This window comes from Streptomyces sp. NPDC056480 (genome assembly GCF_042795405.1).
Lineage (GTDB): Bacteria > Actinomycetota > Actinomycetes > Streptomycetales > Streptomycetaceae > Streptomyces.
The window spans coordinates 15,121-39,303 of record NZ_JBHTSA010000077.1 but is presented as its reverse complement, the minus strand read 5'-3'; the positions used below and the strand labels follow the sequence as shown (position 1 = coordinate 39,303).

Here is a 24,183-nt window from a genome sequence, read left to right as displayed (position 1 = left end):
CCGCCCGGGGGGGGCGCGCCCCCCCCCCCCCCCGGCCGCCCCCCCACGGCCGTGGCCCTCGGACCACGGCGACCGATCTGAGTACCGGTACTCATGGCCCGGAGCGGGGCCCGGCGGGACCATGGCGCCAGGGTGCGCACAGGCTCGGAGGGGGCGGCATGAGCAAGGTCGTGGGAGTGTTCGTGGCTGCGGGGCTCGCGGTCGGCGCGCTGGTGCTCGCGTACGCGGTGGGAGTACCGCCCGGCACGGTCCTCGCCGTGGGCGCGGGTGCCCTCGGGCTGCTGTGGCTCCTGCTGCTCCTCACCGCCCCGTGGAACCTGTACTTCCGCGCGCACGCGGTCCTCGCCGAGATCGCGCTCAGCCGGGAGAAGGGCATCGACGTCTCCAAGGAGCGGGACACCGAGGCGCGGCGCATCGCGCGCGTGATGCTGCGGGCCGCCGTCGGCGGGCATGTGGTGACGGCCGGCGTGGCGCTCGCCGTGGCCGCGGCGACCGGGCGCGGGGCGGGCTACTGGTTCGCCGGGTTCTTCCTCCTCAGTACGTTCTTCAGACCGGCCGGGGCGTACTTCGGCCAACTGCGGCGGAGGCTCGGCGTCCTGCTCAGGGACGTGACGTTCCCGCGCGACGACGTGGTGGCGCTGACCGGGCGGGTCGCCGCCCTGGAGAACGGGGCGTCGGTGCTCGACGGCAAGGCGGAGGAGCAGTACCGGGCCCTCGCCGAGCTGCGCCGTACGGTGGACGCCGTCGCGCTCTCCGCGCATCAGCGGGCCGACGAGACCGACCGGAGGATCGCCGCGCTGGCGCGGGAGTTCGAATCGACGGTGAACCGCCTCACCGACAACGAGGAGATCATCACCGGCCTGAAGGCCTTCCTCCGCCTGCTGCGAACCGCCGATGCCGCCGGAGGCCCCGCCGCTCCGTGACGTCGAGCCCTCGCGCACAGGTCCGGCCCGGCCCGGCACAGGTCCGGCCCGGCACAGGTCCGGCCCGGCACAGGTCCGGCCCGGCACCGGCGCCGCCATCGGCCCGGCATCGGCGCCGCCACCGGCTCGGCCGGCGCCACGCGCGCGTACCCCCGGTTCTCACACCGCGGCCGGTGCCGCTGTGTGACCGGTGTTACGGACCAAGATCCGCCGGGTTGACACGGGTGTAACGGTCGTTCCGTACGGTCGGGGCTCGAACGGTTCCACAGAGAGGCGCCCCGGTGACCCGACAGGACACGCCGACCCCCCGGGCCGGTACGGCCGGTACGCCCGACCAGGTGCGGACCGTCTGCTCGTACTGCGGCGTGGGGTGCGGCATGCTCCTCGACATCGGCACCGGGCCCGACGGGCGCCGTACGGTCCTGAAGGCGACGGGCGACAAGGACCACCCCGCGAACCGGGGACGCCTGTGCACCAAGGGCGCCACCACCGCCGATCTCCTCGCCGCCCCCGGACGCCTGACCACCGCGCTCGTACGGAAGGAGCGCGGGGCCGATCCCGAGCCGGCCGACACCGCCCGGACCCTCACGGAGACCGCCCGCAGGCTGCGCGCGATCGTCGACGAGCACGGACCCGACGCCTTCGCGCTCTACGTCTCCGGCCAGATGAGCCTGGAGGCCCAGTACCTCGCCAACAAGCTGGCCAAGGGCTTCATCGGCACCAACCAGATCGAGTCCAACTCGCGGCTCTGCATGGCGAGCGCCGGCACCGGCTACAAACTGTCCCTCGGCGCGGACGGCCCGCCCGGCTCCTACGACGACCTCGACCGGGCCGATGTCTTCCTGGTCATCGGCTCCAACATGGCCGACTGCCACCCCGTCCTGTTCCTCCGCATGATGGAACGGGTCAAGGCGGGTGCGAAGCTGATCGTCGTCGACCCCCGCCGCACCGCCACCGCGGACAAGGCCGACCTCTTCCTGCGGATCAGACCCGGCACCGACCTCGCGCTGCTCAACGGGCTCCTGCACCTGCTGCACGAGAACGGCCACACCGACCCCGGCTTCGTGGCCGCGCACACCGAGGGCTGGGAGGCGATGCCCCCGTTCCTCGCCGACTATCCGCCCGCCGCCGTAGCCCGTGTCACGGGGATACCCGAGGCCGACATCCGTACCGCCGCCGAGTGGATCGGCACGGCGGGCGAATGGACCAGCTGCTGGACCATGGGCCTCAACCAGTCCACCCACGGCACCTGGAACACCAACGCCCTGGTCAACCTGCACCTGGCGACCGGAGCGATCTGCCGCCCCGGTTCCGGCCCCTTCTCCCTGACCGGCCAGCCCAACGCGATGGGCGGCCGCGAGATGGGCTACATGGGACCCGGCCTCCCGGGCCAGCGCTCGGTCCTGGTCGCCGAGGACCGGGCCTTCACCGAGGAGCTCTGGGACCTCCCGCCCGGCACGATCCGCGAGGACGGCTCCGGGCAGGGCACCGTCGACCTCTTCCGGCGCATGGCGGACGGCGAGATCAAGGCCTGCTGGATCATCTGCACCAACCCGGTCGCCTCCGTCGGCAACCGCGGCACCGTCGTCGAGGGCCTGCGGGCCGCCGAACTCGTCATCACGCAGGACGCGTTCGCCGACACCGAGACCAACGCCCACGCGGACGTCGTCCTGCCCGCCGCCCTGTGGACCGAGACCGAGGGCGTACTGATCAACAGCGAGCGCAGTCTCACCCTGGCCCGGCCGGCCGTCGACCCGCCCGGGGAGGCCCTCGCCGACTGGCGGATCATCGCCCGCGTCGCGTGCGCGATGGGGTACGAGAAGGCGTTCTCGTACGACAGCGCGGAGGAGGTCTTCGAGGAGATCAGACGCGCCGGGAACCCCGGGACCGGCTACGACCTGAGCGGCGTGTCGTACGAGCGCCTGCGCGCCACCCCCGTCCAGTGGCCGGCCGCGAGCGGAGGTCCGGCGCGGAACCCGATCCGGTACGGCGGGGGGAACGGCGACGGGCCGGGGAAGGGCCCCGTCTTCCCGACGGCGAGCGGCCGGGCCGTCTTCCACGCCCGGCCGCACATCGACCCCGCCGAGATGCCCGACGACGCCCATCCGTTCGTTCTCAACACCGGGCGGCTACAGCACCAGTGGCACACCCTCACCAAGACGGGAAAGGTTCCCAAGCTCAACAAGCTGAACCCGGCGCCGTTCGTCGAACTGCACCCCGGGGACGCCACGCGGCTCGGCATCGCGGAGGGCGACCCCGTGGAGATCGCCTCGCGGCGCGGGAAGGCCGTGCTGCCCGCCGTGGTCACCGACCGGGTGGCACCGGGGAGCTGCTTCGCGCCGTTCCACTGGAACGACCTCTTCGGCGAGGACCTGTGCGTCAACGCCGTCACCAACGACGCCGTCGATCCGCTCTCCTTCCAGCCCGAGCTGAAGGTCTGCGCGGTGGCCCTGACGAAGGCGGCGGCCCCGGCGCGGACGGCCACCGCGGCCCCGGCGCCGGGCGCCCGGGCCCCGATGGTCGCCGTGGTCCCCGTGGTCCCGAAGGCGGTCATTCCGAGCGGCGGCCCACCACCCGGCCCCGCGGCCGCCTTGGGCATCGAACCCACCGCGCCGCCCGCCCTCTCCGCCGAGGAGCGGCGGTATCTCGTCGGCTTCCTCGCGGGACTGGAGTCGGGCGCGCCCGGAGTGCCCGTCCTGCCGCCCGGCGCGCCCTTCCGGGAGGATCACGCCCAGTGGGTGAACGGGGTGCTGGCCGGCCTGTACTCCCGCGCGCCGGAGTCCGCCCCGGTCGACGGCGCGGGAGCGGCGGGCCGTGAGGTCCTCGTGCTGTGGGCCTCGCAGACCGGCAACGCCGAGGACTTCGCGGCCGCCACCGCCGAGCGGCTCCTGTCCGCAGGCCATCGGGCCGCGCTCGCGGGCATGGACCAGACCGACCTCACGGCGCTGCCGCCCGCCGCCGACCTGCTGCTGATCACCAGCACGTTCGGGGACGGGGACGCGCCGGACAACGGCTCCGGCTTCTGGGACGCGCTGGCCGCGCCCGACACGCCCCGTCTGGACGGTCGCCGCTTTGCCGTGCTCGCCCTCGGGGACTCCTCGTACGGCGACTTCTGCGGGCACGGGCGGCGTCTGGACCAGCGCCTGGACGAGCTCGGCGGCGTCCGCCTGGCACCCCGTACCGACTGCGAACCGGACTACGAGACCTCCGCCCTCGCCTGGCTCGACCAGGTCATGGCCGGGCTGGCCGACGAGCCGAGGGCACGGTCCAAGGCAGCCCCGCCCGCCCCCGCGGCCGTCCCCGGCTCTCCTCGCCCGCCCGCCCCGGTCCGTCGCTCCGGCCCGGCCGCCACGCCCGCCCGGCTCGTCGGGAACCGGCTGCTCAGCCTGCCGGGCGCGGGCAAGGAGGTCCGGCGGTTCACCTTCGACACCAGCGAGGGCGGAGCGCCGCTCGGTTACGAGAGCGGCGACGCGCTCGGCGTGCATCCCGTCAACTGCCCGGAGCTCGTGGCCGAATGGCTCGCCGTCACCGGTCTCGACACGGGCTGCCCCGTGGGCCTGCCCGGCCAGGGCGAGGTGCCGTTCGGTGAGGCCCTCCACCGCCACCTCGACATCACCCGGGTCACGCCCGCGCTGCTCGGCTTCGTCACCGAGCGGACCGGCGACCGCGACCTCAAGCGGCTCCTCCGGCCCGACAACAAGGACGGGCTCGCCCAGTGGACATGGGGCCGGCAGGCCGTGGACGTGCTCGCAGAGCACCCGGTACGCGCCTCGGCGCAGGAGTGGGCCGAGCTCCTGGGCCGCCTGCGGCCGCGCCTTTACTCGATCTCCTCGAGTCCGCTCACCGACCCCCGTCAGGTGTCCCTGACCGTCTCCGTGGTCCGCTACGAGAACCGCCGAGGTCGCCTCCGGAAGGGGGTCTGCTCGCCGTTCCTCGCCGACGCCGAACCCGGCGCGCCCGTCCCCGTACACGTCCAGCGCGCCCCGCACTTCCGGCCTCCCGCCGACCCCTCGACCCCTATGGTGATGGTGGGGCCGGGCACGGGCGTGGCCCCGTTCCTCGGCTTCCTCGACGAGCGCCGGGCCCTCGGTCACCGGGCCCCGAACTGGCTCTTCTTCGGCGAGCAGCACCGCGCCACGGACTTCTACTACGAGGAGGAGCTCAGCGCCCTCCTCGCCGACGGCACCCTCGACCGCCTCGACACGGCCTTCTCCCGCGACCAGCGCGCCAAGGTCTACGTCCAGGACCGGATGCGCGAGCACGGGCCCCAGCTGTGGTCGTGGCTCCAGTCCGGCGCGCACTTCTACGTCTGCGGTGACGCGGCCCGGATGGCGAAGGACGTCGACCGCGCGCTGCGTGACATCGCCGTGACGCACGGCGGGCTCGACGAGGAGTCGGCGGGGGTGTACGTCAAGCAGCTGGCGGCCGACAAGCGGTACGTGCGGGACGTGTACTGAGGCGCACGGCTCCGTACGGGGACGGGCTCACCCGCCGTCGGCCGCGCGGCGCTCCGCGGCCGTCCGCGCCCCCCGGTCCGTCAGCCAGCCGACGACCTCGTCCGCCTTCTCCGCGCGGGCGATGTCGAGCGGGGTGAGGTCGTCCCAGCCGATCCGGTCGATGTCCGCGCCGGATTCCAGGAGGCGTACGGCGACGGCGAGCCGGCCGCCCTGGCAGGCGCCCCAGAACGCCTGGTCGATCTCCCGGGGCGAGGGGACGGGGGCGGAGACGAGGCGGGCCTCGACGAGGTCGAGGAGGCCGAGGGTCGCGGCGTCCTGGAAGGTGGGGCGGGCGCCGAGTTCGAGCAGCCGGCGGGCCGCGCGCCACTGTCCGAAGGCGCGGGCGTCGGCCAGCGGCGTACCGTCGGCGATGACCGCTCCGTCGGCCTCGATGTCGGCTCCGGCGGCGACGAGCGCGTCGATCATCGGGACGTCGTCGTTGCTCGCCGCCCAGTGCAGGGGCGTCTCCCGGTGGGCTCCGGTGAAACGGGCGTCCGGGTCGGCGCCGGCCTCGACGAGGACGGCGACGGTCTCGGGGCCGCGCGGCCGGTGGCCGGGCCAGTCGGTGGCGAGGTGCAGCAGGCTCCTGCCGCCGGGCCCGCGGCCCTCCCGGTCCTCGACGACCCGGGCGCCGGCCAGGCCGGGATGCCCGGCGAGCAGCCCGCGCAGGGCGTCGAGGTCGCCGGTGACGATGGCCGCGGTGACGGCGACGGCCACCGGATCCTGGGAGCTGAGGGTACGGGGATTCGGCATGCCGCCAGGGTGCCGTACCGGGGGCGACGGCGCACGGACCGGGGCTCGACGCGGGGCGCACGGACCGGCCCCGACCTGCACGGCCGTGTCACGGGGGCGGCGCGCACCGGCCCGACCTGCGGTCCCGTGCCCGGGGTGGTACGGCGGTCCGGCCGGAGCCGGTTCACCCGCTTGCCGGTCCTCAGCTTGACGCTAATGTCGATATATAGGCGACATGTGCCTCCTGCGTCCCGCACTCATCAGGCGGCGGGAAGGCGGAGTACGGAAGGAGCCTCCCATGACCCGTACATTGCGGGGCGCGATAGCCCTGGCCGGAGCCACCGCCCTCTGCCTGGGCGCCGTGGCGACCAGCGGGGCCGTCCAGCCGGGCGCGGAGTCGGCACGGCAGGACGTGAGGATCGGCCTGCTGCTGCCGGAGAGCAAGACCACGCGGTACGAGAAGTTCGACCGGCCGTACATCGAGGCCAAGATCAAGGAACTGGCGCCCGACGCCCAGATCGACTACTACAACGCCGCCGAGAGCGCCACCACCCAGCAGCAACAGGTGAACACCGCGCTCGCCAAGGGCGACAAGGTCCTGATCCTGGACGCCGTGGACGCCAAGTCGATCCAGTCCTCCGTCCAGAAGGCGCATGACGCGGGCGTGAAGGTCGTCGCGTACGACCGCCTCGCGCAGGGCCCGGTCGACTCGTACGTCTCGTACGACAACCGCAAGGTGGGCGAGCTGCAGGGCCAGGCGCTCCTCGACGCGCTCGGCGACAAGGCGGCGAGCGGTCAGATCGTGATGCACAACGGGTCGCCGACCGACCCGAACGCGGCGGAGTTCAAGGCCGGCGCGCACTCGGTCCTGGACGGCAAGGTGAAGATCGGCAAGGAGTACGACACGCCGAACTGGGACCCGAACAACGCCAACCAGCAGATGTCCGGCGCGATCAGCGCCCTGGGCAAGGACAACATCGTCGGTGTCTACTCGGCCAACGACGGACTGGCGGCCGGCATCGCCACCGCTCTGAAGGCGGCGGGCATCAACGTCCCGCTGACCGGCCAGGACGCCCAGCTCGACGCGATCCAGCGGATCCTGCTCGGCACCCAGACGATCACGATCATGAAGCCGTACAAGCCGGAGGCGGACATCGCGGCCACCATGGCGGTCGACTTCGCCGAGGGCAAGCCGCTGCCGTCCGACCTGGTCCCCACCACCGTCACCAGCGGCAGTGGCCAGAAGGTCCCGGCCAACCTGCTCACGCCGGTCGTGGTCGACAAGACCAACATCAAGGACACCGTCGTGAAGGACGGCCTGTACACGGTCCAGGAGATCTGCACCCCGACGTACGCCGCTGCCTGCAAGGAGGCCGGTCTCCAGTAGCGGCACGGCGTTTCCGTCCCGGGCACTCCGGCCCGGGACGTCCCGCCCGGGCGGCATCCGTCCCGGCGGGGCCCGGACCCGCGCGAGCGGGCGAGCGGAGGAGGCGGTTCCTTTGCCGGAGCCACCCGTGCTCTCACTGCGGGGGATCTCCAAGCGGTTCGGCGCGGTACAGGCGCTGAAGGACTTCGACCTGGACGTCCACCCCGGTGAGGTGGTCGCGCTGGTCGGCGACAACGGCGCAGGCAAGTCGACCGCCGTCAAGTCGATCGCCGGGGTGAACCCGCCAGACGAGGGCGTCATCACCTGGGAGGGGAAGACGGTCGCCATCAACCGGCCGCACGACGCCCAGAACCTCGGAATCGCGACCGTCTACCAGGACCTGGCGCTGTGCGACAACCTCGACGTGGTCGCCAACCTGTTCCTCGGCCGGGAGCTGCGGCGCTTCGGCGTGCTCGACGAGGTCCGCATGGACCAGCGTGCGCGCGAGCTGCTCGACACCCTGTCCATCCGCATCCCGAGCGTCCGCATCCCCGTCGCCTCCCTCTCCGGCGGTCAGCGCCAGACGGTGGCGATCGCCCGCTCGCTGATCGGCGCGCCGAAGGTCGTCATCCTGGACGAGCCGACCGCCGCCCTGGGTGTGGAGCAGACGGCCGAGGTCCTGGACCTGGTCGAGCGGCTCCGCGAGCAGGGCCTCGGCACCATCCTGATCAGCCACAACATGGTGGACGTGATGGCGGTCGCCGACCGGATCGCGGTGATGCGCCTCGGCCGGAACAACGGCTTCTTCGACAAGCGCTCGACGACCACGGAGGAGATCATCTCCGCGATCACGGGGGCCACCGACAGCGCGGTCACCCGCCGCCAGGCCCGCAAGCGGGATCAGGAGGAGGAGCGATGAGACGCGACCGAGGCCGCGACCCCTCCGGCGCCGAGCCCGGCCAGGAACCGGCATCCGGTGCCGTGCCCGCCGTCGACACCCGTCTCCTCGTCCGCGAGGAGGGCATCAAGGGATACCTCGGCGAGTTCCGGCGCAAGATGCGCAGCGGCGAACTGGGTTCGCTGCCCGTCGTGCTCGCCGTGATCATCATCTGGACGGTCTTCGGCAGCCTGAACAGCACGTTCCTCTCGGCCCAGAACCTGTCCGACCTCAGCCAGCAGATCGTCGGCACGGGCATGATCGCGGTCGGGATCGTCTTCGTCCTGCTGCTCGGCGAGATCGACCTCTCCGTCGGCTCGGTCAGCGGTCTGTGCGCCGCGATCTTCGCCGTGCTCAACGTCCTGAACGGCATGAACGAGTGGCTCGCGCTGCTCGTCGCCATCGCCGGCGGCGCCGCCGTCGGGCTCATCCAAGGGTTCTTCTTCGCGAAGGTCGGCGTACCGGCGTTCGTGGTGACCCTGGCGGGCAACCTCGCCTGGAACGGACTCATGCTCCAGGTGCTCGGCAGCAGCGGCACGGTCAACATCCCGAGCGAGAGCATCGTGTCCAAGCTGTACTCGACGATCTACCACAGCCCGGCGGCCGCCTATGTGACGGCCGCCGTCGGCGTCGGACTGTTCCTGACGGCCTCGCTCCTGGACGCCGGGCGCCGGCGGAAGGCCCGGGTGCCGTTCCGCCCCATCGCCGAGATCGTCCTGCGGACCGTCGTGATCGCGGCCCTCGCCTTCGCCACGGCGTACATCCTCAACCAGTACCAGGGGCTGCCACTGGCCCTGCTGATCTTCCTGATCGTGCTCGTGCTGCTGGACTTCGTGCTCCGGCGCACCACGTACGGCCGCCGGATCTTCGCGGTGGGCGGCAACATCGAGGGTGCGCGCAGGGCGGGCATCAGCGTGCCGTTCGTCCGGATGTCCGTCTTCTCGATCGCCGGGACCATGGCCGCGGTCGGCGGCATCTTCCTCGCCGGGCAGATCCAGTCCGCGAGCCAGACCTCCGGCGGCGGCAACCTGCTGATGAACGTGATCGCCGCCGCCGTCATCGGCGGCACGAGCCTCTTCGGCGGCCGCGGCACCGTCTGGTCGGCGCTGCTCGGTGCGCTGGTGATCGGATCCATCCAGTCCGGCATGAACATCATGGGCGTGAGCAACGCCGTCCAGTTCATGATCACGGGCTCGGTCCTGCTGGCCGCCGTGGTCGTGGACTCCCTGTCCCGCCGCACCCAGAAGGCGGCGGGCAGGGCGTGACCGCTCGGGTGGTTCAGGGCCCGTCGGTGTCCTGGGTGCCGGGGCCGATCCTCAGCTCGAAGTCGCCGTCGTACTGCTCGTGGCCGGCGATCACGGCGAGTTCGACGACCTCCACGCCCACCTCGCCGCGGACGATCAGCGGGTCCCTGCGGAGGTCCCGCATCAGGGCCACGCACATGCCGATCATCACCAGGACGAACGGTGCCGCCACCAGGATCGTGAGGTTCTGCAGACCCGCGAGGGCGTCGCCCTGACCGTCGCCGATGAGGAGCATGATGGCGGCGACCGCGCCGGTCACGACGCCCCAGAACACCACCACGGGGCGGGTGGGTTCGAAGGCGCCGCGCTGGGAGAGCGTGCCCATGACGATCGAGGCGGCGTCCGCGCCCGACACGAAGAAGATCCCGACGAGGACCATCACGAGCAGGCTCATGGTGCCGGTGATCGGGAACTCCTGGAGCACACCGAAGAGTTGCCCCTCGGGAGTCGACTCGCCCGCCAGATCGCCCTGTTCCCTGAGCTTCATCGCCGTACCGCCGAAGATGGCGAACCACACCAGGCTGACGGTGCTGGGCACCAGGATGACGCCGCCGACGAACTGGCGGATGGTGCGGCCCCGGCTGATCCTGGCGATGAACATGCCGACGAAGGGCGTCCAGGAGATCCACCAGGCCCAGTAGAAGACGGTCCAACTGCCCAGCCAGTCATGGATCTCAGCGCCGCTGGTCGCCTCCGTGCGGCCGGCCAGCTGCGGCAGGTCGTCGATGTAGGCGGCGATGGAGGTGGGCAGCAGGTCGAGCACGATGATGGTGGGGCCCGCGATGAACACGAACAGGGCGAGGATCCCGGCGAGCACCATGTTGATGTTGGAGAGCCACTGGATGCCCTTCTCCACGCCGGACACGGCGGAGAAGACGAAGGCCACGGTCAGTACGGCGATGATCGCGACGAGCAGACCGGTGCCGGTCTGCTCCATCCAGCCCAGCTCCTCGAAGCCGCTGCCGATCTGGAGCGCGCCCAGACCGAGCGAGGCGGCGGAGCCGAACAGCGTGGCGAAGATGGCCAGGATGTCGATGACCCGCCCGGGGCCGCCGTAAGCGGCCTTCTCACCGATCAGCGGGACGAACACGGCGCTGATGGTCTGCCGGCGCCGCCGCCGGAACGTGGAGTACGCGATGGCGAGGCCGACGACCGCGTAGATCGCCCACGGGTGCAGCGTCCAGTGGAAGAGCGTGGTGGCCATGGCGGTCTGCATGCGCTCGGCCGAGTCCGCGGGATGCGTGCCGGGCGGCGGGGTGCCGTAGTGGGCGAGCGGCTCGCTCACCCCGTAGAACATCAGGCCGATCCCCATACCGGCGCTGAACATCATGGCGATCCATGACACCGTCCGGAACTCCGGACCCTCGCTCTCCTGGCCGAGCGTGATCCGGCCGTAGCGGCTGATCGCCAGCCAGAGTGCGAACACGACGAAGCCGGACGCGGCCAGCATGAACGCCCAGCCGCCGTTGCGGATGAGCCCGTCGAGGAGGTCGCTCGACGCGCTCTCCAGGCTGTCCGTGGCCGTGGCGCCCCAGACGACGAACGCCACGGTGAGGACGGCGGTGACACCGAACACGATCCGGTCGGTGCGGGCACGATGGTGGTGGTCGGGGCGGCCCGGGAGGTCCGCCGTCACCGGCAGCCCTTCCCGCCCGCCCCGTTCGGCGCCTGCTCGGCGACCGTCCGGCCCCTGATCTTCCTGCGACACAGATGGCACCTTTCACCGGCAAAGCGGTATTTCAGCACAAACCTGACGATGTCTCTGTAAGGCAGTACCACAGCCGGGGCCGAACCGTGTGGACCAACAGACCCCGACGGCTTGACCCGTGGCCGTCGGCGGACCGACGTATCCTCGCCCCGGACACCCCGAACGGGGGACGGACAGCACGGCGGAGCAGGGAAGAGGTCGGGGCGCGTGACGGACGGACGACGGACCGACTCGACGGCCACGGGCGACGGGACGGCGAGCACGGGCCCCGGACCGGGTACCGGAACGGGCTCGGGAACGGGAGCGGGAACGGGCTCGGGCTCGGCCTCCGCCCCCGCGACCGCCCCCACCTCCGCCGCAGCCGCCATCGCCTCCGCCGCGACCCCGGCCCCGGCCCCGACCCCCGCTTCCGCTCCTGCCGCTGCCCCGCTGAGCACGCGCGCGCGTGAGGCGGTCCTTCAGCGGATCGTGGACCGGCGGTACGCCCAGGGCGCCCGCCTCGTCGAACGCGAGGTCGCGGAGGAGCTCGGCATGTCGCGCGTACCCGTGCGCGAGGCGCTGCGCGCCCTGGTCACCGAGGGCCTCCTGGAGCTGCTCCCGCACAGCGGCGTAAGGGTCCGGCGCCTGGAACGCGCCGACGTGGAGCACCTGTACGAGGTGTGGGAGCCGCTCACGGTCCAGGCGTCCCGGCTGGCGGCGCGGGCGCGCGCGGCGGGCGACACCGAGGGACTCGCCACCCTCGAAGCCGCGCTGCACCAGGCCGAGTCGGCGGCGGCCGCGGACGAGGCGACCCGCGAGGTGGCCGCCCACACGGCGTTCCACGAGAGCATGGTGGCCATGTCGGGCAACCCTCTCCTCGCCCGCACCATGGAGCAGCTGAGCTGGCAGCTGCGGCTCGTGTTCGGCCTGCGCGAGGAGCCCGCCCACATGCGGGCCCAGCATGCCGAGATGTACCGGCACATCGCCGCGGGCGACGCTGAGGCGGCCGCGGCGAGCACGCTGCTGCACGTGCGGGACAGCAGGGCGGTGGCGCTGCGCTCCCTCTTCGGCGAGGTCCGAGCCCGAGGGTGAGGTCGGCCCGGCCCACCAAGTATTCGTATACCAAGATGCGTGATCGCGCACCCCTCAATGCGTCGAGGCAGACAGAAACCAGGGCATAGCCGCCCCGGAACGGGTGTTTCCGATTCTCTGGATCATCACCCTTGTACGCCACCTCCAGCTTGGTATACAAAACGGGGAAGCCGTCGGCCCACTCCCCCAAGGAGCACCCATGTGCGTCGAAGCCACCCCGCCGCCCTCCAGTAAGCTGACCCGCCGCGGCATCCTCGCCGGAGCGGCCGCCCTCGCGGGCACGATGGCCGCGGCGGGACAGGCGGCCGCCGCGGGTGAGCGGGGAGCCGTCTCCGGTCGCCGCGCCCCCGGAACCACCGCGAGCGAGGGACACACCGCTCGCGGAGGACACCTCGTGATCCAGGGCGGCACCCTCCTGGACCCGGCCACCGGCGAGGTCACCGAGAACGCCGTCGTCGTCATCGAGGACGGCACCGTCCGGGCCGCCGGCCGCCGGGGGGCCGTCGCCGTGCCGCACGGCGTCGAGGTGCTCGACGCCCACGGCCGCTGGATCCTGCCGGGCCTGATCGACGCGCACATCCACCTCAGCACCGCCGCCGAGGCGCGCGACGCCGTCCGCAAGGGCGCGACGAGCGCGCGCAGCGGATCGACCTCCTTCTACCAGGACATCGCCGTCCGCGAACTCGCCCGGCACAGTCCCGCGCTCGCGCCGCGACTCCAGGCCGCCGGCGTGTTCGTCACCCCGAACCTCGGCGACACCGTGCTCGCCGACCCCGACCTGACCCCGCTCGCCCGCCTCAAGGACGGAGTGCGCTCGGCGGAGGCGCTGCGGCGTGTGGTGGAGGTGAACCTCGCCCGTGGCGCGGACGTGATCAAGACCCGGGTCAACGAACGAGCCGGGCTCCCTGAGCAGGACCCGCTGGCCCAGGTGTACTCGCGCGAACAGCTCGCCGAGATCGTGGCGGCGGCCCGGCGGCGCGGCAAGGGAGTCCTCTGCCACAGCTACAGCGAGCGGGGCTGCCACGACGCCGTCATGGCGGGCATCCGCTCCCTGGAGCACGGCGCGTTCGTCGGCGAGCGCACGCTGCGCGAAATGCGGCGCCGGGGGACGTATTTCACGCCCACCCTCACCGCGATCGCCGGCCTGGCGGAGTCCTCGGACCCGATCCTCGCCGAGCGCGGACGCACGTACCTCCCGGTCCTGAAGCGCGCGGTCCTCGCCGCGCACGAACTCGGAGTTCCGCTGGCCGCGGGCACCGACTCGTCGGGCGGGGTGGTGGACCCGATCGGCGGCGAGGTCGAGCTGATGCACTCCGCGGGGCTTTCGCCCCTCGACGCGATCCGCACGGCGACGACGGGCGCGGCCCGTCTCCTGGGCCTCACCCGCACGGCGGGCCGCCTCACCCGCGGCTCCACGGGCGACGCCCTCCTGCTGTCGGGCGACCCGCTGGCGGACCTGACGGTCCTGAGGCGTCCGGTGGCGGTGGTACGGGCGGGGGTGGTGGCGGCCTGACACGGCCCCGCCCTTCCCTGTCGCCCTCCCCGACCCTCCCTGTCGCCCTCCCCGACCCCTGTCGCCCTCCCCGCGACCGGCATCGCCGCTCATCGGGCAGGCCGGAACGATCCGTGGCGCCCGCCCTCACGACACCGACCTCGCCGTCCCGCCGCCACCGACCACCGACTCACCGTCCCGCCGCCGGCTCACCGTCTCGGCGCCGCCGACTCGCCGTCCCCTCCTCACCGACTCGCGCCGTCCCGCCCCCCACCGACTCGCCGTCCCATCCCCGCCAAGGAGCCCCCATGCAGTCACCGTCGTCCTCGCAGTCGCCCTCTCCCGCCTCCCCCGGCGCGCTGTCCCGTCGCACGATGCTGGCGGGAGCCGCGGCGCTGGCAGGCGCCACGGCCTCCGCCGCCGCGGCCGGGCCCGCGACGGCAGCGGCCCCGGTCACCGCCGAAGCGGCCGCTTCCAGCGCCTCGGGACGCCGAGCCAGGACGGTCGTCTTCCGCAATGTCCGCCCGTTCGGCGCGGCGAAGGCCAGGGACCTCGTGGTCGTCGACGGCCGTGTCTCCGACCGCCCGGCACCGCACGGCGCGAAGGTCGTCGACGGAGGCGGCCGGATCGCACTGCCGTCGCTCGTGGACGCGCACATCCACCCCGACAAGACGACCTGGGGCGGATCGTGGGTGTCGCGGCGGCCGGCGAGCGCGATCGCCGACTACGTGGCACAGGACGTGGAGCTGTTCCGCAGCCAGCGGCGCCCGGTGGTCGAGCGCGCGTACGGCCTGATGTCGCACGCCGTGTCCCGGGGCACGCGCGGCATGCGTGCCCACGCGGACGTGGCACCGGCGTACGGCCTCGCGGGGGTGGAGGGCGTGGCGGAGGCGCGTGAGCGGCTGCACCACGCCCTCGACGTCCAGATCGTGGCCTTCCCTCAGCACGGGGTGATCCGGACACCGGGGACGGCCGCGCTCCTCGAGAAGGCGGCGCGCGAGGGTCTCATCGACATGATCGGCGGCATCGACCCGATCGGATTCGACAACGCCCTCGACGATCAGCTGGACGTCGTGTTCGGCATCGCGGACCGTCATGGTGTGGGCGTGGACATCCACCTGCACGATCGCGGGGAGAAGGGCATGCGGGCGATGCGCGGCATCGTGGAGCGCACGCGGGCGCTGTCCCTCGCGGGGAAGGTGACGGTAAGTCACGTGTTCTGTCTTCCGGGCCTGACGGACCGTGAACTCGGTTCGATGGCAGCCGACTTGGGTGACCAGGACATCGCCCTGACCACGGTCGCGCCGTCCGACTCGCTGGTCCTGCCGATCGCGCGCCTGCGGGAGCACGGGGTGCGGGTCGGGCTCGGGTCGGACGGCGTGCGTGACTCGTGGAGCCCGTTCGGGAACGCCGACATGATGCACCGGGCGCACATCCTCGGCTGGGTGACGGACGTACGCCTGGACGACGAGCTGAGGGACTGCTACGACGTCGCGGCGCACGGGGGAGCGGACGTGATGGGCCTGGCGCACGCGGACTTCACGGCCGGTGCCCCGGCGGACTTCGTGCTGGTCCGGGGTGAGTGCCTGCCGCAGGTCGTCGTGGACATGCCCCGCCGCGACATGGTGGTGCACGGCGGTGTGGTGGTGGCGCGGGACGGCGAGTTCCTGGCCTGACGAGGGGCCGAGACCGGCTGTTCCCGGCATGAGGAAGGGCCGAGTCCGGCCGGGTGCCACGCGGGTGCCCGGCCGGACTCGCCTCGTCCTACAGGTAGGGCCGCGTGATCAGCTCGAAGGCGTGACCGCCCGGGTCCTTGAAGTAGACCCCGCGGCCGCCGTGTTCGTCGTTCGTCTCGCCGGGCCGCTTCATCTGGGGGTCGGCCCAGTGCTCGACGCCCTGGTCGCAGAGTCGCCGGTACGCCCGCTCGAACAGCTCGTCGTCGACGAGGAAGGCGTAGTGCTGCATCTGGATGTCCATCGGGGGCTCGGCGAACTGGATGAGCACGCCGTCGGCGAGCTGGACGTTGACGAAGGGGCCCCAGGACGGCGCTTCGGGGAGTTCCAGCAACTCCCGGAAGAAGCGCGCCGACTCGTGGCGGTCCTTGGCGGCGATGATGGTGTGGTTGAACGTGACTGCCATGTGGATGACCTCGCTGTTGATTCGACACGAAAGGGACTCGTCGCAGTGCCTGAGCACTGAGGGGGTCCGCGTGCCGAACCGTGGGGGTGCCTTCGGCGCACCCACGGAGCGATCAGTCGTCCACCGGATGGCCCGTCTGTGTATGGCGTCGAATCGCCGGTCCGGTGTTCACGTCGGAGGACGCTACTTGATCATCTCCGCACTGACAAGCGGACAGGACATCCCGGCGGCACCCCTCCCCCCGAACCGCGGCGGTCCGTGACGGCGCGTCATGGCGGTGCGGGCGTCTTGCGCGAAGCCTTGCCACTGCCCTGGGGTCACCCTATTCTCCCGGCGAGAAAGCGCTTTCTTTCTATCCCGGAGCGCCTCGCCGAGGCCTGCCGTCCATGGGCGGACCCCTCCGGACCGAACGACGTTCCGCACGCACGGCACGGCTTGCACAGCACGGCACGGCACGGCACGGCACCGCATTCAGGAACCACCCCCAGCGTTCGAAGACGAGAAGGACGGCGAGCATGAGACGACCAGTCGCACTCCGGCTCCACGCGGCACTGACCACCCTGGCCCTCGCGGCCGCGACCGGCGTGGTGCTGTCGATGCCCCAGGCATCTGCGGCGACCGGTGGCGCCACCGGCTACGCGACCCAGAACGGCGGCACCACCGGCGGCGCCGGCGGGCAGACCGTGCGGGCCACCACGGGCACCGCGATCCACGCGGCCCTGTGCGCACGGGCCACCAGCAGCACCCCGATCACCATCGAGGTCGAGGGGACGATCAACCACGCCAACACCGCCAAGGTGTCCGGCGGCAGCTGCAACACCGCCGCCGGAGTGATCGAGCTCAAGCAGATCAGCAACGTCACCCTCGTCGGGGTCGGTTCCGGCGCCGTCTTCGACCAACTCGGCATCCACATACGCGAGTCCAGCAACATCATCATCCAGAACGTGACCGTCCGGAACGTCAAGAAGTCGGGCTCGCCCCTCTCCAACGGCGGCGACGCCATCGGCATGGAGAGCGACGTCCGCAACGTCTGGGTCGACCACACCACCCTGGAGGCCTCGGGCGGCGAGTCGGAGGGCTACGACGGGCTCTTCGACATGAAGGACAACACCCAGTACGTGACCCTGTCCTACAGCATCCTGCGCAACTCCGGCCGTGGCGGCCTCGTCGGCTCCAGCGAGACCGAGCTGTCGAACGGCTTCATCACGTACCACCACAACCTGTACGAGAACATCGACTCGCGCGCCCCCCTGCTGCGCGGCGGCACCGCCCACATGTACAACAACCACTACCTGCGAATCAACGAGTCCGGCATCAACTCCCGCGCCGGCGCCCACGCCAAGGTCGACAACAACTACTTCGAGGACTCCAAGGACGTCCTGGGCACCTTCTACACCGACGCGGCCGGGTACTGGCAGGTCGGCGGCAACATCTTCGACAATGTGACCTGGTCCGCGCGCAGCGCCGAGAACAACCCGGCGGGACCGGACCCGCAGTCCAACACCACCGTCTCCGTCCCGTACGCCCACACCCTCGACTCCGCCGCCTGCGTACCGGACGTCGTCGGCCGAACGGCCGGTGCGGACAAGGGACTTCTCGTGTCGAACGGCAGCTGCTCCCCGCAGACCCCGAGCCCCACGCCGACGCCCACGGCCACCTCCACGTCACCCACCCCGGCCCCCACCACCCCCACACCCGGGCCGACCGGACCCGGTGGGACCAACCTCAGCATCGGAGCGGGCGCCGACGGTTCCAGCAAGGCCGACGGCACGAGCTACGGCAACGTCCGGGACGGCGACCTCGGCACCTGGTGGTCGCCCGCCGGCTCCACCGGCTCGGTGTCCGTCAAGTGGGGCTCCGCCACCACCGTGTCTGCGATCACCATCCGCGAGGCGGTCGGTTCGGCCGGTGCCATCGGTTCCTGGCGCGTCCTCAACGGCGACACCGGAGCCGTCCTCGCCTCCGGCAGCGGGGCCGGCGCCGTCACCGTCCCCCGCACCACGCTCAAGAAGATCACCTTCGAGATCGTCGGCTCGACCGGCACCCCCCGCATCGCCGAGTTCGAGACCTACGCCGGATAGCCGACGGGGCGGGCGCCCGCCCGCTGCGCCGGTCCGGTGCGCCCGCCCGGCCGCTGCGCCGGTCCGGGTTCGGGTCCGGGTTCGGGTTCGGGTTCGGGTTCGGGTTCGGGTTCGGGTTCGGGTTCGGGGTGAGAACAGCCCCGGACCCGGACCGGCCGTGCGTGGTCCGCGCGTGCCGCCGCGCGGTCAGCTCACGAACTCCCGGTCCCCGTAGCCCAGTCGAGCCCCCTCCCCGTCGGCGCCGAGCGAGACCGTGAACCTTCGCGCGAGATCCAGATCGGCGATCTCGGCGACGAGGACGAGCCGCCCGTCGAGGGTGACCGAACCGCCGCCGAGCTTTCGCGAAGATCTCCGCCGCCGGACAGTGCTGGTCGGCGGGGCTCGCGTGGGTGCTCTGCGCGCCGGTGATCCCGGCGAGGACTCCCGGAGGCCTCAGGGAGCCAGGTGAGTGAGGCCTCTCACGAGGAGGGCGAGGCCGAACTCGAACTCCTCGTCCGTCGCCACGGACGTGAGGGACCGGGCGGCCTGGAGCAGGGCGGGGTAGGACGCCAGGTCGAGTCCGCCGTAGAAGGCCGCGAGTTCGGCGCCGTGGTCGGGGGCGGCCGCGGGGCCGTACTGCTGCGCGGTGAAGCCGATGACGTAGTGCGCGACGGCCGTGAAGGCGCGGGCGGCCAGGTCGGCCGGCAGGCCGTGCTCGAGGAGTGCCGCCAGGACGCGTTCGCGTCGGGCGAGTCCGTGGGGACCGACGGGGACGTACGCCATGAGCAGCGGCAGGGTGTTCGGGTGACGGCGCAGGGCGTCGTGGAATCCGTGGGCCGTCACCGTGAGGACCTCGCGCCAGTCGGAGGACGTGGTCAGCGCGGCCAGGTCCACTTCGCCGACGACGCGGTCCACGACGTACGCCATGATCTCGTCCTTGCCGTCGAAGTGACGGTAGAGCGTGGCCGTACCGGAGTTCAGGGCCTCGGCGAGCATCCGCAGGGAGAACGCCTGGGTGCCGTGCTCGTCGACGAGCCGCAACGCGGTGCCGACGATGTGCGCGGTGTCGAGCGACGGGCGGCCGCGCCTCGGCTCGGCGCCCGCGGTGCCCGGGGCGGTGGGGCTCGGGCGCGCGGCCCACCAGGCCGGGCTGCCGGGAGGTGGCGGGGTGGCTGCCATGCGCTGGGCCCTCTCTCACTGAGCCGGGTCGTCGCGGCCCTGCGCGTCACGGCTTCCGGCGGCCATCGGTGGTGCGGTGACACGGTACCCGCCGTGGGGGTACGGGGCGGGCGGGGGCACCGGGCGCCCGCCCCGTCGAAGCACCGGCTCGGGCCGCGGCCTGCCGCCCAGTCAGGAGGGAGCCGGACGGCAGTCAGGCGGGAGTCAGACGGGCGATCGCCGGGGCTCCGGGCGAAGCGGCTCTGCCGGCAGGCCCGTTGTCGCCGTAGGCCGCCTCGGCCGCTTCGTCCGCTTCGGCCACCCCGGCCGTGAGAACGATGTCGCCGATGTAGCCGTCCGGGCGGATGAGCATCACGGTGTCCCCGGTGATCCCGTACGCCGTGAGCAGGGCCGCTTCGTCCGGCGTACGCGGTGTGGAGTGCGTCAGCACGGTGTGACGGCGCAGCGGGACGCCGCCGGCCGGCCAGGGAAGGCGGTCAAGGGCGGTGGCGGCACCGGCGCCGAACGCCAGGGCCGTGAAGTGCGGGCCTCGGTAGAGGTCGAAGAGGCGGCTCGCCGACCCGTTCCTCTTCGTCGCCTCCGGCAGGGCCGCGTCCGGGGCCCGGTCGCCGCAGCGCAGGTTCGCCGTGCGGGGCGCGTCGGCCGGGGCCAGGGGGCCGCCGAAGTACGAGATGCCGAGCTGGTGTTCGTCGGGGCCCCGGGTCAGCCCGGCGGGGCGGGTGCGGCGCAGGCCCTCGTACAGCTCGGTCGAGCGGCCGAGGACCTGTGCGGCGACGGGGCGTCGCTCCAGCTCGTAGCTGTCCAGGAGTACGTCGTCGGCGCCCGCGAGGACCTGCTGGAGTTTCCAGCCGAGGTTGTGGGCGTCCTGGACACCGGTGTTGAGGCCCTGCGCACCGGCGGGTGTGTGGACGTGGGCGGCGTCGCCGCACAGCAGCAGCCGGCCGTCGCGGTAGCGCGCGGCGAGACGGACGTTGGGCCGGAAGACCGACGACCAGGTGATGTCGCGCAGGGTGAGGGAGGTGCCCGCACGACGGCGCACGAGGCCGGCGAGGGCCGTCCCGCTGAGGTCGGCGGGGTCCTCGGGACGAATCTTGATCATGATCTGGAAGCGGCCGTCCTCGCCCGGCAGGGGGCATGCCGCGATGCCGCGCCCGCGCAGTCGGGGCCAGACGTGCCAGCGGTCGTGGGACAGTCCGTCGACGGTGGCGTCGACGAGGATCATCCGGTCGGTCTCGTCCGTGGTGCCCTCGAATGCGATGCCCGCGGCCTTGCGGACGGTGCTGGATCCGCCGTCGGCCCCGACCACGTACCGGCTTCCGAGTACCCGGCCGTCCTCCAGGCGCACCGTGCACGCCCCCTCGTCCTGGGTGATCTCCACCGCGCGGGCGCCGAAGTCGACGCGCACTCCGAGGCGTTCGACGGCGTCGTGAAGGAGGGCGGTGGTCGCGTACTGAGGGAGCAGGAGGACGTCGGGGTAGGGGGTGCCGATGGTGTCCGGGGCAGTGGCGTGCATCTGCCAGGCCTTGGTGAAGGGCCCGACGTGAAGGCCCATCGGCGGGTAGGCGCCGCCTGCCGCCCGGGCGGCGTCGGCCAGTCCCAGGTCGTCGAGGACCTCCAGGGTGCGGGGCTGGATGCCCTTGGCCCGTGAGCCCTGGAAGCGCTTCTCGTCGCGCTCGACCACGCGCACCGGGACTCCCCGCCGGGCCAGGTCGAGAGCGAGCGCGAGGCCCACGGGTCCCGCGCCGATGACGATGACGGCGGTGTCGCGCGTGCCCGCCGCCCTCTTGTCGGTGTCGTTCGATTCCGGCATGTCGGATGCTCCTCGCCGCCCCCGGGTGCGCGAACGGGTACGCGCACCTCGGGCGACTGTTTCGGATACAGCGTAGCCGAAATCACGATCCCCCGGAGGCGCGCGTGCGATCCCGCGCGCCCTTCGGTTCGCCTCGGCCGGCTGGCTGGCCGGTCGGCCAGCCGACCGGCTCGACTCGGCTCAGCTCGACTCGGCTCAGCTCGACTCCGCTCGGCTCGGCTCGACTCCGCTCCGCTCGGCTCGAATCCGCGCGGCTCAGCCGTTCGGGAGGATCACCGCTCGCCCGTTGACGCGCCCCGCGTGCAGCCGCTCGTAGGCCTTCGGGGCCTCGTCCAGGCTGTACGTCTCGGTGTGGACGTCGACCGCGCCGGCACGGGCCAGGTCGAGCACCTCGATCAGTTCGGCCCGGGTTCCCCAGTACGGGGACGTGACCGAGACCTCGTAGGGCAGGGCGCCGAATCCGACGGGCAGGGTGCCGCCGCCGAGACCGACGACGGTGACGTCGCCCTCGACCGCGACCATCGCACCGGCGGCCGTCACGGTCGGCTGGGCACCCACGAAGTCGAGGACCACCTCGGCGCCCCGTCCGCCCGTCAGTTCGCGGACCGCGGGAGCCGCCCCGGCGTCCGACAGCAGCGTCTCGTGCGCGCCGACGGCACGGGCCAGGGCCAGCTTGTCCTCCGTGACGTCCAGGGCGACGACCCTGGCCGCGGTCATGGCGCGCAGCAGCTGGATGGCGACGTGGCCGAGCCCGCCCGTGCCGATGACGACGACGGTGCTCCCGGGAACCAGCTTGGGGAGGGAGCGCTTGACCGCGTGGTACGGGGTGAGGCCGGCGTCCGTGAGCGGTACGGCCTGGACGGGGTCGAGGCCGCCGAGCGGGACGAGGTGACGGGGGCTGTCGACGATCATGTACTCGGCGATGGCGCCGGGGGCGCCGAGCCCCGGAGGCCTGATGCCGAGCTCGGCGGCCCGCAGGCAGTAGTTCTCCTTGCCCTGGGCGCACATGGAGCAGCTGCCGCAGCCCCAGGGGCCGTAGACGGCGACGGCGTCGCCGACGGCGAAGCCCTCGGCGCCGGCACCGAGGGCCGCCACCGTGCCCACGCCTTCGTGGCCGAGGGTCAGCGGCAGCGGGAAGGGCAGCTGGTCGGCGGACCAGCTCATGACCGCGATGTCGGAGTGGCAGACGCCGGCGGCGGTGACCTTCAGGAGCACCTGGCCCGGGCCGGGTTCCGGGTCGGGGACGGTGACGACCTCGGGCGGGGCGCCCACCGTGCGGTACTGCAGTGCCTTCATGACGCTTTCCTTTCGAGTTTCTCTTTATCCCGCACCCGCGCCCGCGGCCGCGGGACTCAGCGGGCGGCGTAGGCCCCGTCGACGAGGTGGTAGCCGCCGTGGACGAAGGACGCACGCTCCGAGAGCAGGAACGCGACGAGCTCGGCGACCTCGTCGGCGCGGCCGAGCCGGCCCGCCGGGTGGAGGGCGACCAGGGCGTCGTACGCCTCCTGTCCGATGCCCGCGAGCAGGGGTGTGTCGATGTAGCCGGGGCCGACGGCGTTGATACGTACCCCCTGGGAGGCGTACTCGAGTGCGGCCGTCTTGGTGAGACCGACGACGCCGTGCTTGGCGGCGACGTAGGCGGCACTGCCGGCGGAGCCGTTGGTCCCGAGGATGGAGGACATGTTCACGACGGCGCCGCCGCCCGAGGCGAGGATCGCGGGGAGTTCGTGGCGGAGCGAGTGGAAGACGCCGTCCAGGTTGGTGGAGACGACGCGCCGCCACTCCTCGGCCGGAGTCCCGGCGATCGGGACGCGCGCACCGGCGACGCCCGCGTTGTTGACCGCCAGGTGGAGGCCGCCGAAGGCGGCGACCGCGGCCTCGACGCCCTGCCGGACGGAGCCGTCGTCGGTGACGTCCATCCGTACGGCGAGGGCCTTGGCGCCGCGCCCGGTCAGCTCGGTGACGGCGGCGGCGGCGCGGTCGGCGTCGTAGTCGGCCACGGCCACGGCGGCACCGGCGTACGCGAGGCGGCGGGCGACGGCGAGCCCGATGCCGGAGGCGCCCCCGGTGACGAGCGCGGCCCTGCCGGCGAACTCCTGGGAGTCGGTGGTCCGGGCGCCGGCGGGCCGGGAATCGGCGGTCCGGGGGTCGGCGGGCCGGGAATCGGTGGTCCGGGGGTCGGCGGGCCGGGAATCGGCCGTCCCCGCGGCGGAGGTCGGCGCGGCGGCGGTGTGGGGGTGCGTCATGGTCGTTCCTTAGACGGTTGTGTGCGTTTCCACCGGCGGCGGTTCCGTCGCCAGCAGGCCGAAGGCCTCCTCCACGAGGGCGGGGAGCGCCTCCCGGGGGCCGCCGATCACCCAGGCGCGGGTGGCGGCAAGGAGCGTGGCCGCGCCCGATCCGACGGCGACGGCGGGCCGCAGGTCGTGTTCCGGGTCGGTGCCGATGCGGGCCGCGACCAGCCGGACGGACGCGGCCTCACCCTCCAGGAGGACCCGCCGGAGGACGGCGCGGAGAGGGGCGTCGGACTCTGCGACGCGGAGGATCTCCCGTACCCCGTCGCGGCGGTGCCAGGCCGGGGAGACGGGGTCGGCGAGCCAGGTCCGGAGGGCCGCCCGGTAGGCGGTGAGCGGTGTCTCGCTCGCCGGGCGCGCGGCGAGGGCCTCGTTGATGCGCTCGCAGTCGGCGCGGAAGCCGTCGAGGACGGCCTCCTCCTTGGAGCCGAAGTAGCGACTGAAGGTCCGCCGGGAGACGCCGACGGCGTCGGTGACGTCCTCGACGGAGACGCCTGCCGGTCCTCGCTCGATGACGAGCCGCAGTGCGGCCTCGCCGAGCGCCTCGCGGGTCCGCGTCCCCTTCGGGCCGCGCCGCGGGGTGCGGGTTCCTCGCTCCGTACTCATATTTGCACCGTACACCTAATAATGTCCCAGTGAGACATTCCCAGGGGGTTCGGGTGTCACACGGCACAA

General features: G+C 72.7%; 17 protein-coding genes. 9 read left to right on the top strand and 8 right to left on the bottom strand.

The genetic code is table 11. From position 1 onward, the window contains the following. Positions 1–158 precede the first annotated feature (158 nt). Both ACFQ79_RS27955 and ACFQ79_RS27950 read left to right on the top strand, forming a co-directional pair. On the top strand, positions 159–923 hold the full coding sequence (locus ACFQ79_RS27955; RefSeq protein WP_383588587.1) for a hypothetical protein: 765 nt from the start codon (positions 159–161) through the stop codon (positions 921–923). Positions 924–1,300: 377 nt separating this feature from the next. After that, the gene (locus tag ACFQ79_RS27950) at positions 1,301–5,380 is read left to right on the top strand and encodes a molybdopterin-dependent oxidoreductase (protein WP_383588593.1); all 4,080 of its coding nucleotides are present in this window, start codon (positions 1,301–1,303) and stop codon (positions 5,378–5,380) included. Positions 5,381–5,407: 27 nt separating this feature from the next. Here the strand turns inward: ACFQ79_RS27950 and ACFQ79_RS27945 are convergent, their stop codons facing one another. After that, entirely contained in the window at positions 5,408–6,172 is a 765-nt protein-coding gene (locus tag ACFQ79_RS27945) for an ankyrin repeat domain-containing protein (protein ID WP_383588584.1), read from the bottom strand. 277 nt (positions 6,173–6,449) lie between these two features. On the opposite strand from ACFQ79_RS27945, the gene ACFQ79_RS27940 reads away from it, so the two are divergent. The 3 genes from ACFQ79_RS27940 to ACFQ79_RS27930 all read left to right on the top strand — a co-directional run bounded on the left by ACFQ79_RS27940 (position 6,450) and on the right by ACFQ79_RS27930 (position 9,719). Then, positions 6,450–7,538 (top strand): substrate-binding domain-containing protein, encoded by a 1,089-nt coding sequence (locus ACFQ79_RS27940; protein WP_383588581.1) that lies wholly within the window; start codon positions 6,450–6,452, stop codon positions 7,536–7,538. A 112-nt stretch (positions 7,539–7,650) separates the two neighbouring features. Next, positions 7,651–8,436 carry an ATP-binding cassette domain-containing protein gene (locus tag ACFQ79_RS27935; protein ID WP_383588578.1) on the top strand — a complete coding sequence of 262 codons (786 nt, stop codon included), beginning with the start codon at positions 7,651–7,653 and terminating at the stop codon, positions 8,434–8,436. Further along, positions 8,433–9,719, top strand: a complete 1,287-nt coding sequence (locus tag ACFQ79_RS27930) for a sugar ABC transporter permease (protein ID WP_383588576.1) — start codon at positions 8,433–8,435, stop codon at positions 9,717–9,719. Before ACFQ79_RS27935 ends, ACFQ79_RS27930 begins: the two co-directional genes overlap by 4 nt. A gap of 13 nt (positions 9,720–9,732) precedes the next feature. On the opposite strand, the gene ACFQ79_RS27925 is transcribed toward ACFQ79_RS27930, so the two are convergent. Beyond that, positions 9,733–11,466 carry a BCCT family transporter gene (locus ACFQ79_RS27925; protein WP_383588573.1) on the bottom strand — a complete coding sequence of 578 codons (1,734 nt, stop codon included), beginning with the start codon at positions 11,464–11,466 and terminating at the stop codon, positions 9,733–9,735. A gap of 429 nt (positions 11,467–11,895) precedes the next feature. On the opposite strand from ACFQ79_RS27925, the gene ACFQ79_RS27920 reads away from it, so the two are divergent. The 3 genes from ACFQ79_RS27920 to ACFQ79_RS27910 all read left to right on the top strand — a co-directional run bounded on the left by ACFQ79_RS27920 (position 11,896) and on the right by ACFQ79_RS27910 (position 15,705). Beyond that, a complete protein-coding gene (locus tag ACFQ79_RS27920; RefSeq protein ID WP_383588590.1) occupies positions 11,896–12,537 on the top strand; it encodes a GntR family transcriptional regulator in 642 nt (213 codons plus the stop codon). Between the two features lie 199 nt (positions 12,538–12,736). Next, positions 12,737–14,050 (top strand): amidohydrolase family protein, encoded by a 1,314-nt coding sequence (locus ACFQ79_RS27915; RefSeq protein ID WP_383588570.1) that lies wholly within the window; start codon positions 12,737–12,739, stop codon positions 14,048–14,050. A 287-nt stretch (positions 14,051–14,337) separates the two neighbouring features. Beyond that, complete coding sequence (locus tag ACFQ79_RS27910) at positions 14,338–15,705, top strand: amidohydrolase (RefSeq protein WP_383588568.1); 1,368 nt, start codon at positions 14,338–14,340, stop codon at positions 15,703–15,705. 88 nt (positions 15,706–15,793) lie between these two features. Here the strand turns inward: ACFQ79_RS27910 and ACFQ79_RS27905 are convergent, their stop codons facing one another. After that, positions 15,794–16,168: a VOC family protein gene (locus tag ACFQ79_RS27905; RefSeq protein WP_383588564.1), complete on the bottom strand. Its 375-nt coding sequence runs from the start codon at positions 16,166–16,168 to the stop codon at positions 15,794–15,796. A gap of 515 nt (positions 16,169–16,683) precedes the next feature. Here ACFQ79_RS27905 and ACFQ79_RS27900 point away from each other — a divergent pair. Next, complete coding sequence (locus ACFQ79_RS27900) at positions 16,684–18,249, top strand: polysaccharide lyase family 1 protein (RefSeq protein WP_383588561.1); 1,566 nt, start codon at positions 16,684–16,686, stop codon at positions 18,247–18,249. Positions 18,250–18,681: 432 nt separating this feature from the next. Here ACFQ79_RS27900 and ACFQ79_RS27895 read toward each other — a convergent pair whose 3' ends face one another. The 5 genes from ACFQ79_RS27895 to ACFQ79_RS27875 form a co-directional block, all read right to left on the bottom strand. Then, complete coding sequence (locus tag ACFQ79_RS27895; RefSeq protein ID WP_383588558.1) at positions 18,682–19,407, bottom strand: TetR/AcrR family transcriptional regulator; 726 nt, start codon at positions 19,405–19,407, stop codon at positions 18,682–18,684. Positions 19,408–19,600: 193 nt separating this feature from the next. Next, positions 19,601–21,217 carry an FAD-dependent oxidoreductase gene (locus ACFQ79_RS27890; protein ID WP_383588555.1) on the bottom strand — a complete coding sequence of 539 codons (1,617 nt, stop codon included), beginning with the start codon at positions 21,215–21,217 and terminating at the stop codon, positions 19,601–19,603. 255 nt (positions 21,218–21,472) lie between these two features. After that, on the bottom strand, positions 21,473–22,513 hold the full coding sequence (locus ACFQ79_RS27885; protein WP_383588552.1) for an NAD(P)-dependent alcohol dehydrogenase: 1,041 nt from the start codon (positions 22,511–22,513) through the stop codon (positions 21,473–21,475). A gap of 56 nt (positions 22,514–22,569) precedes the next feature. Further along, positions 22,570–23,463, bottom strand: coding sequence for an SDR family NAD(P)-dependent oxidoreductase (locus tag ACFQ79_RS27880; protein ID WP_383588549.1), 894 nt, complete (start codon positions 23,461–23,463; stop codon positions 22,570–22,572). 9 nt (positions 23,464–23,472) lie between these two features. Beyond that, positions 23,473–24,114 (bottom strand): TetR/AcrR family transcriptional regulator, encoded by a 642-nt coding sequence (locus tag ACFQ79_RS27875; protein WP_383588546.1) that lies wholly within the window; start codon positions 24,112–24,114, stop codon positions 23,473–23,475. Between the last annotated feature and the right edge of the window lie 69 nt (positions 24,115–24,183).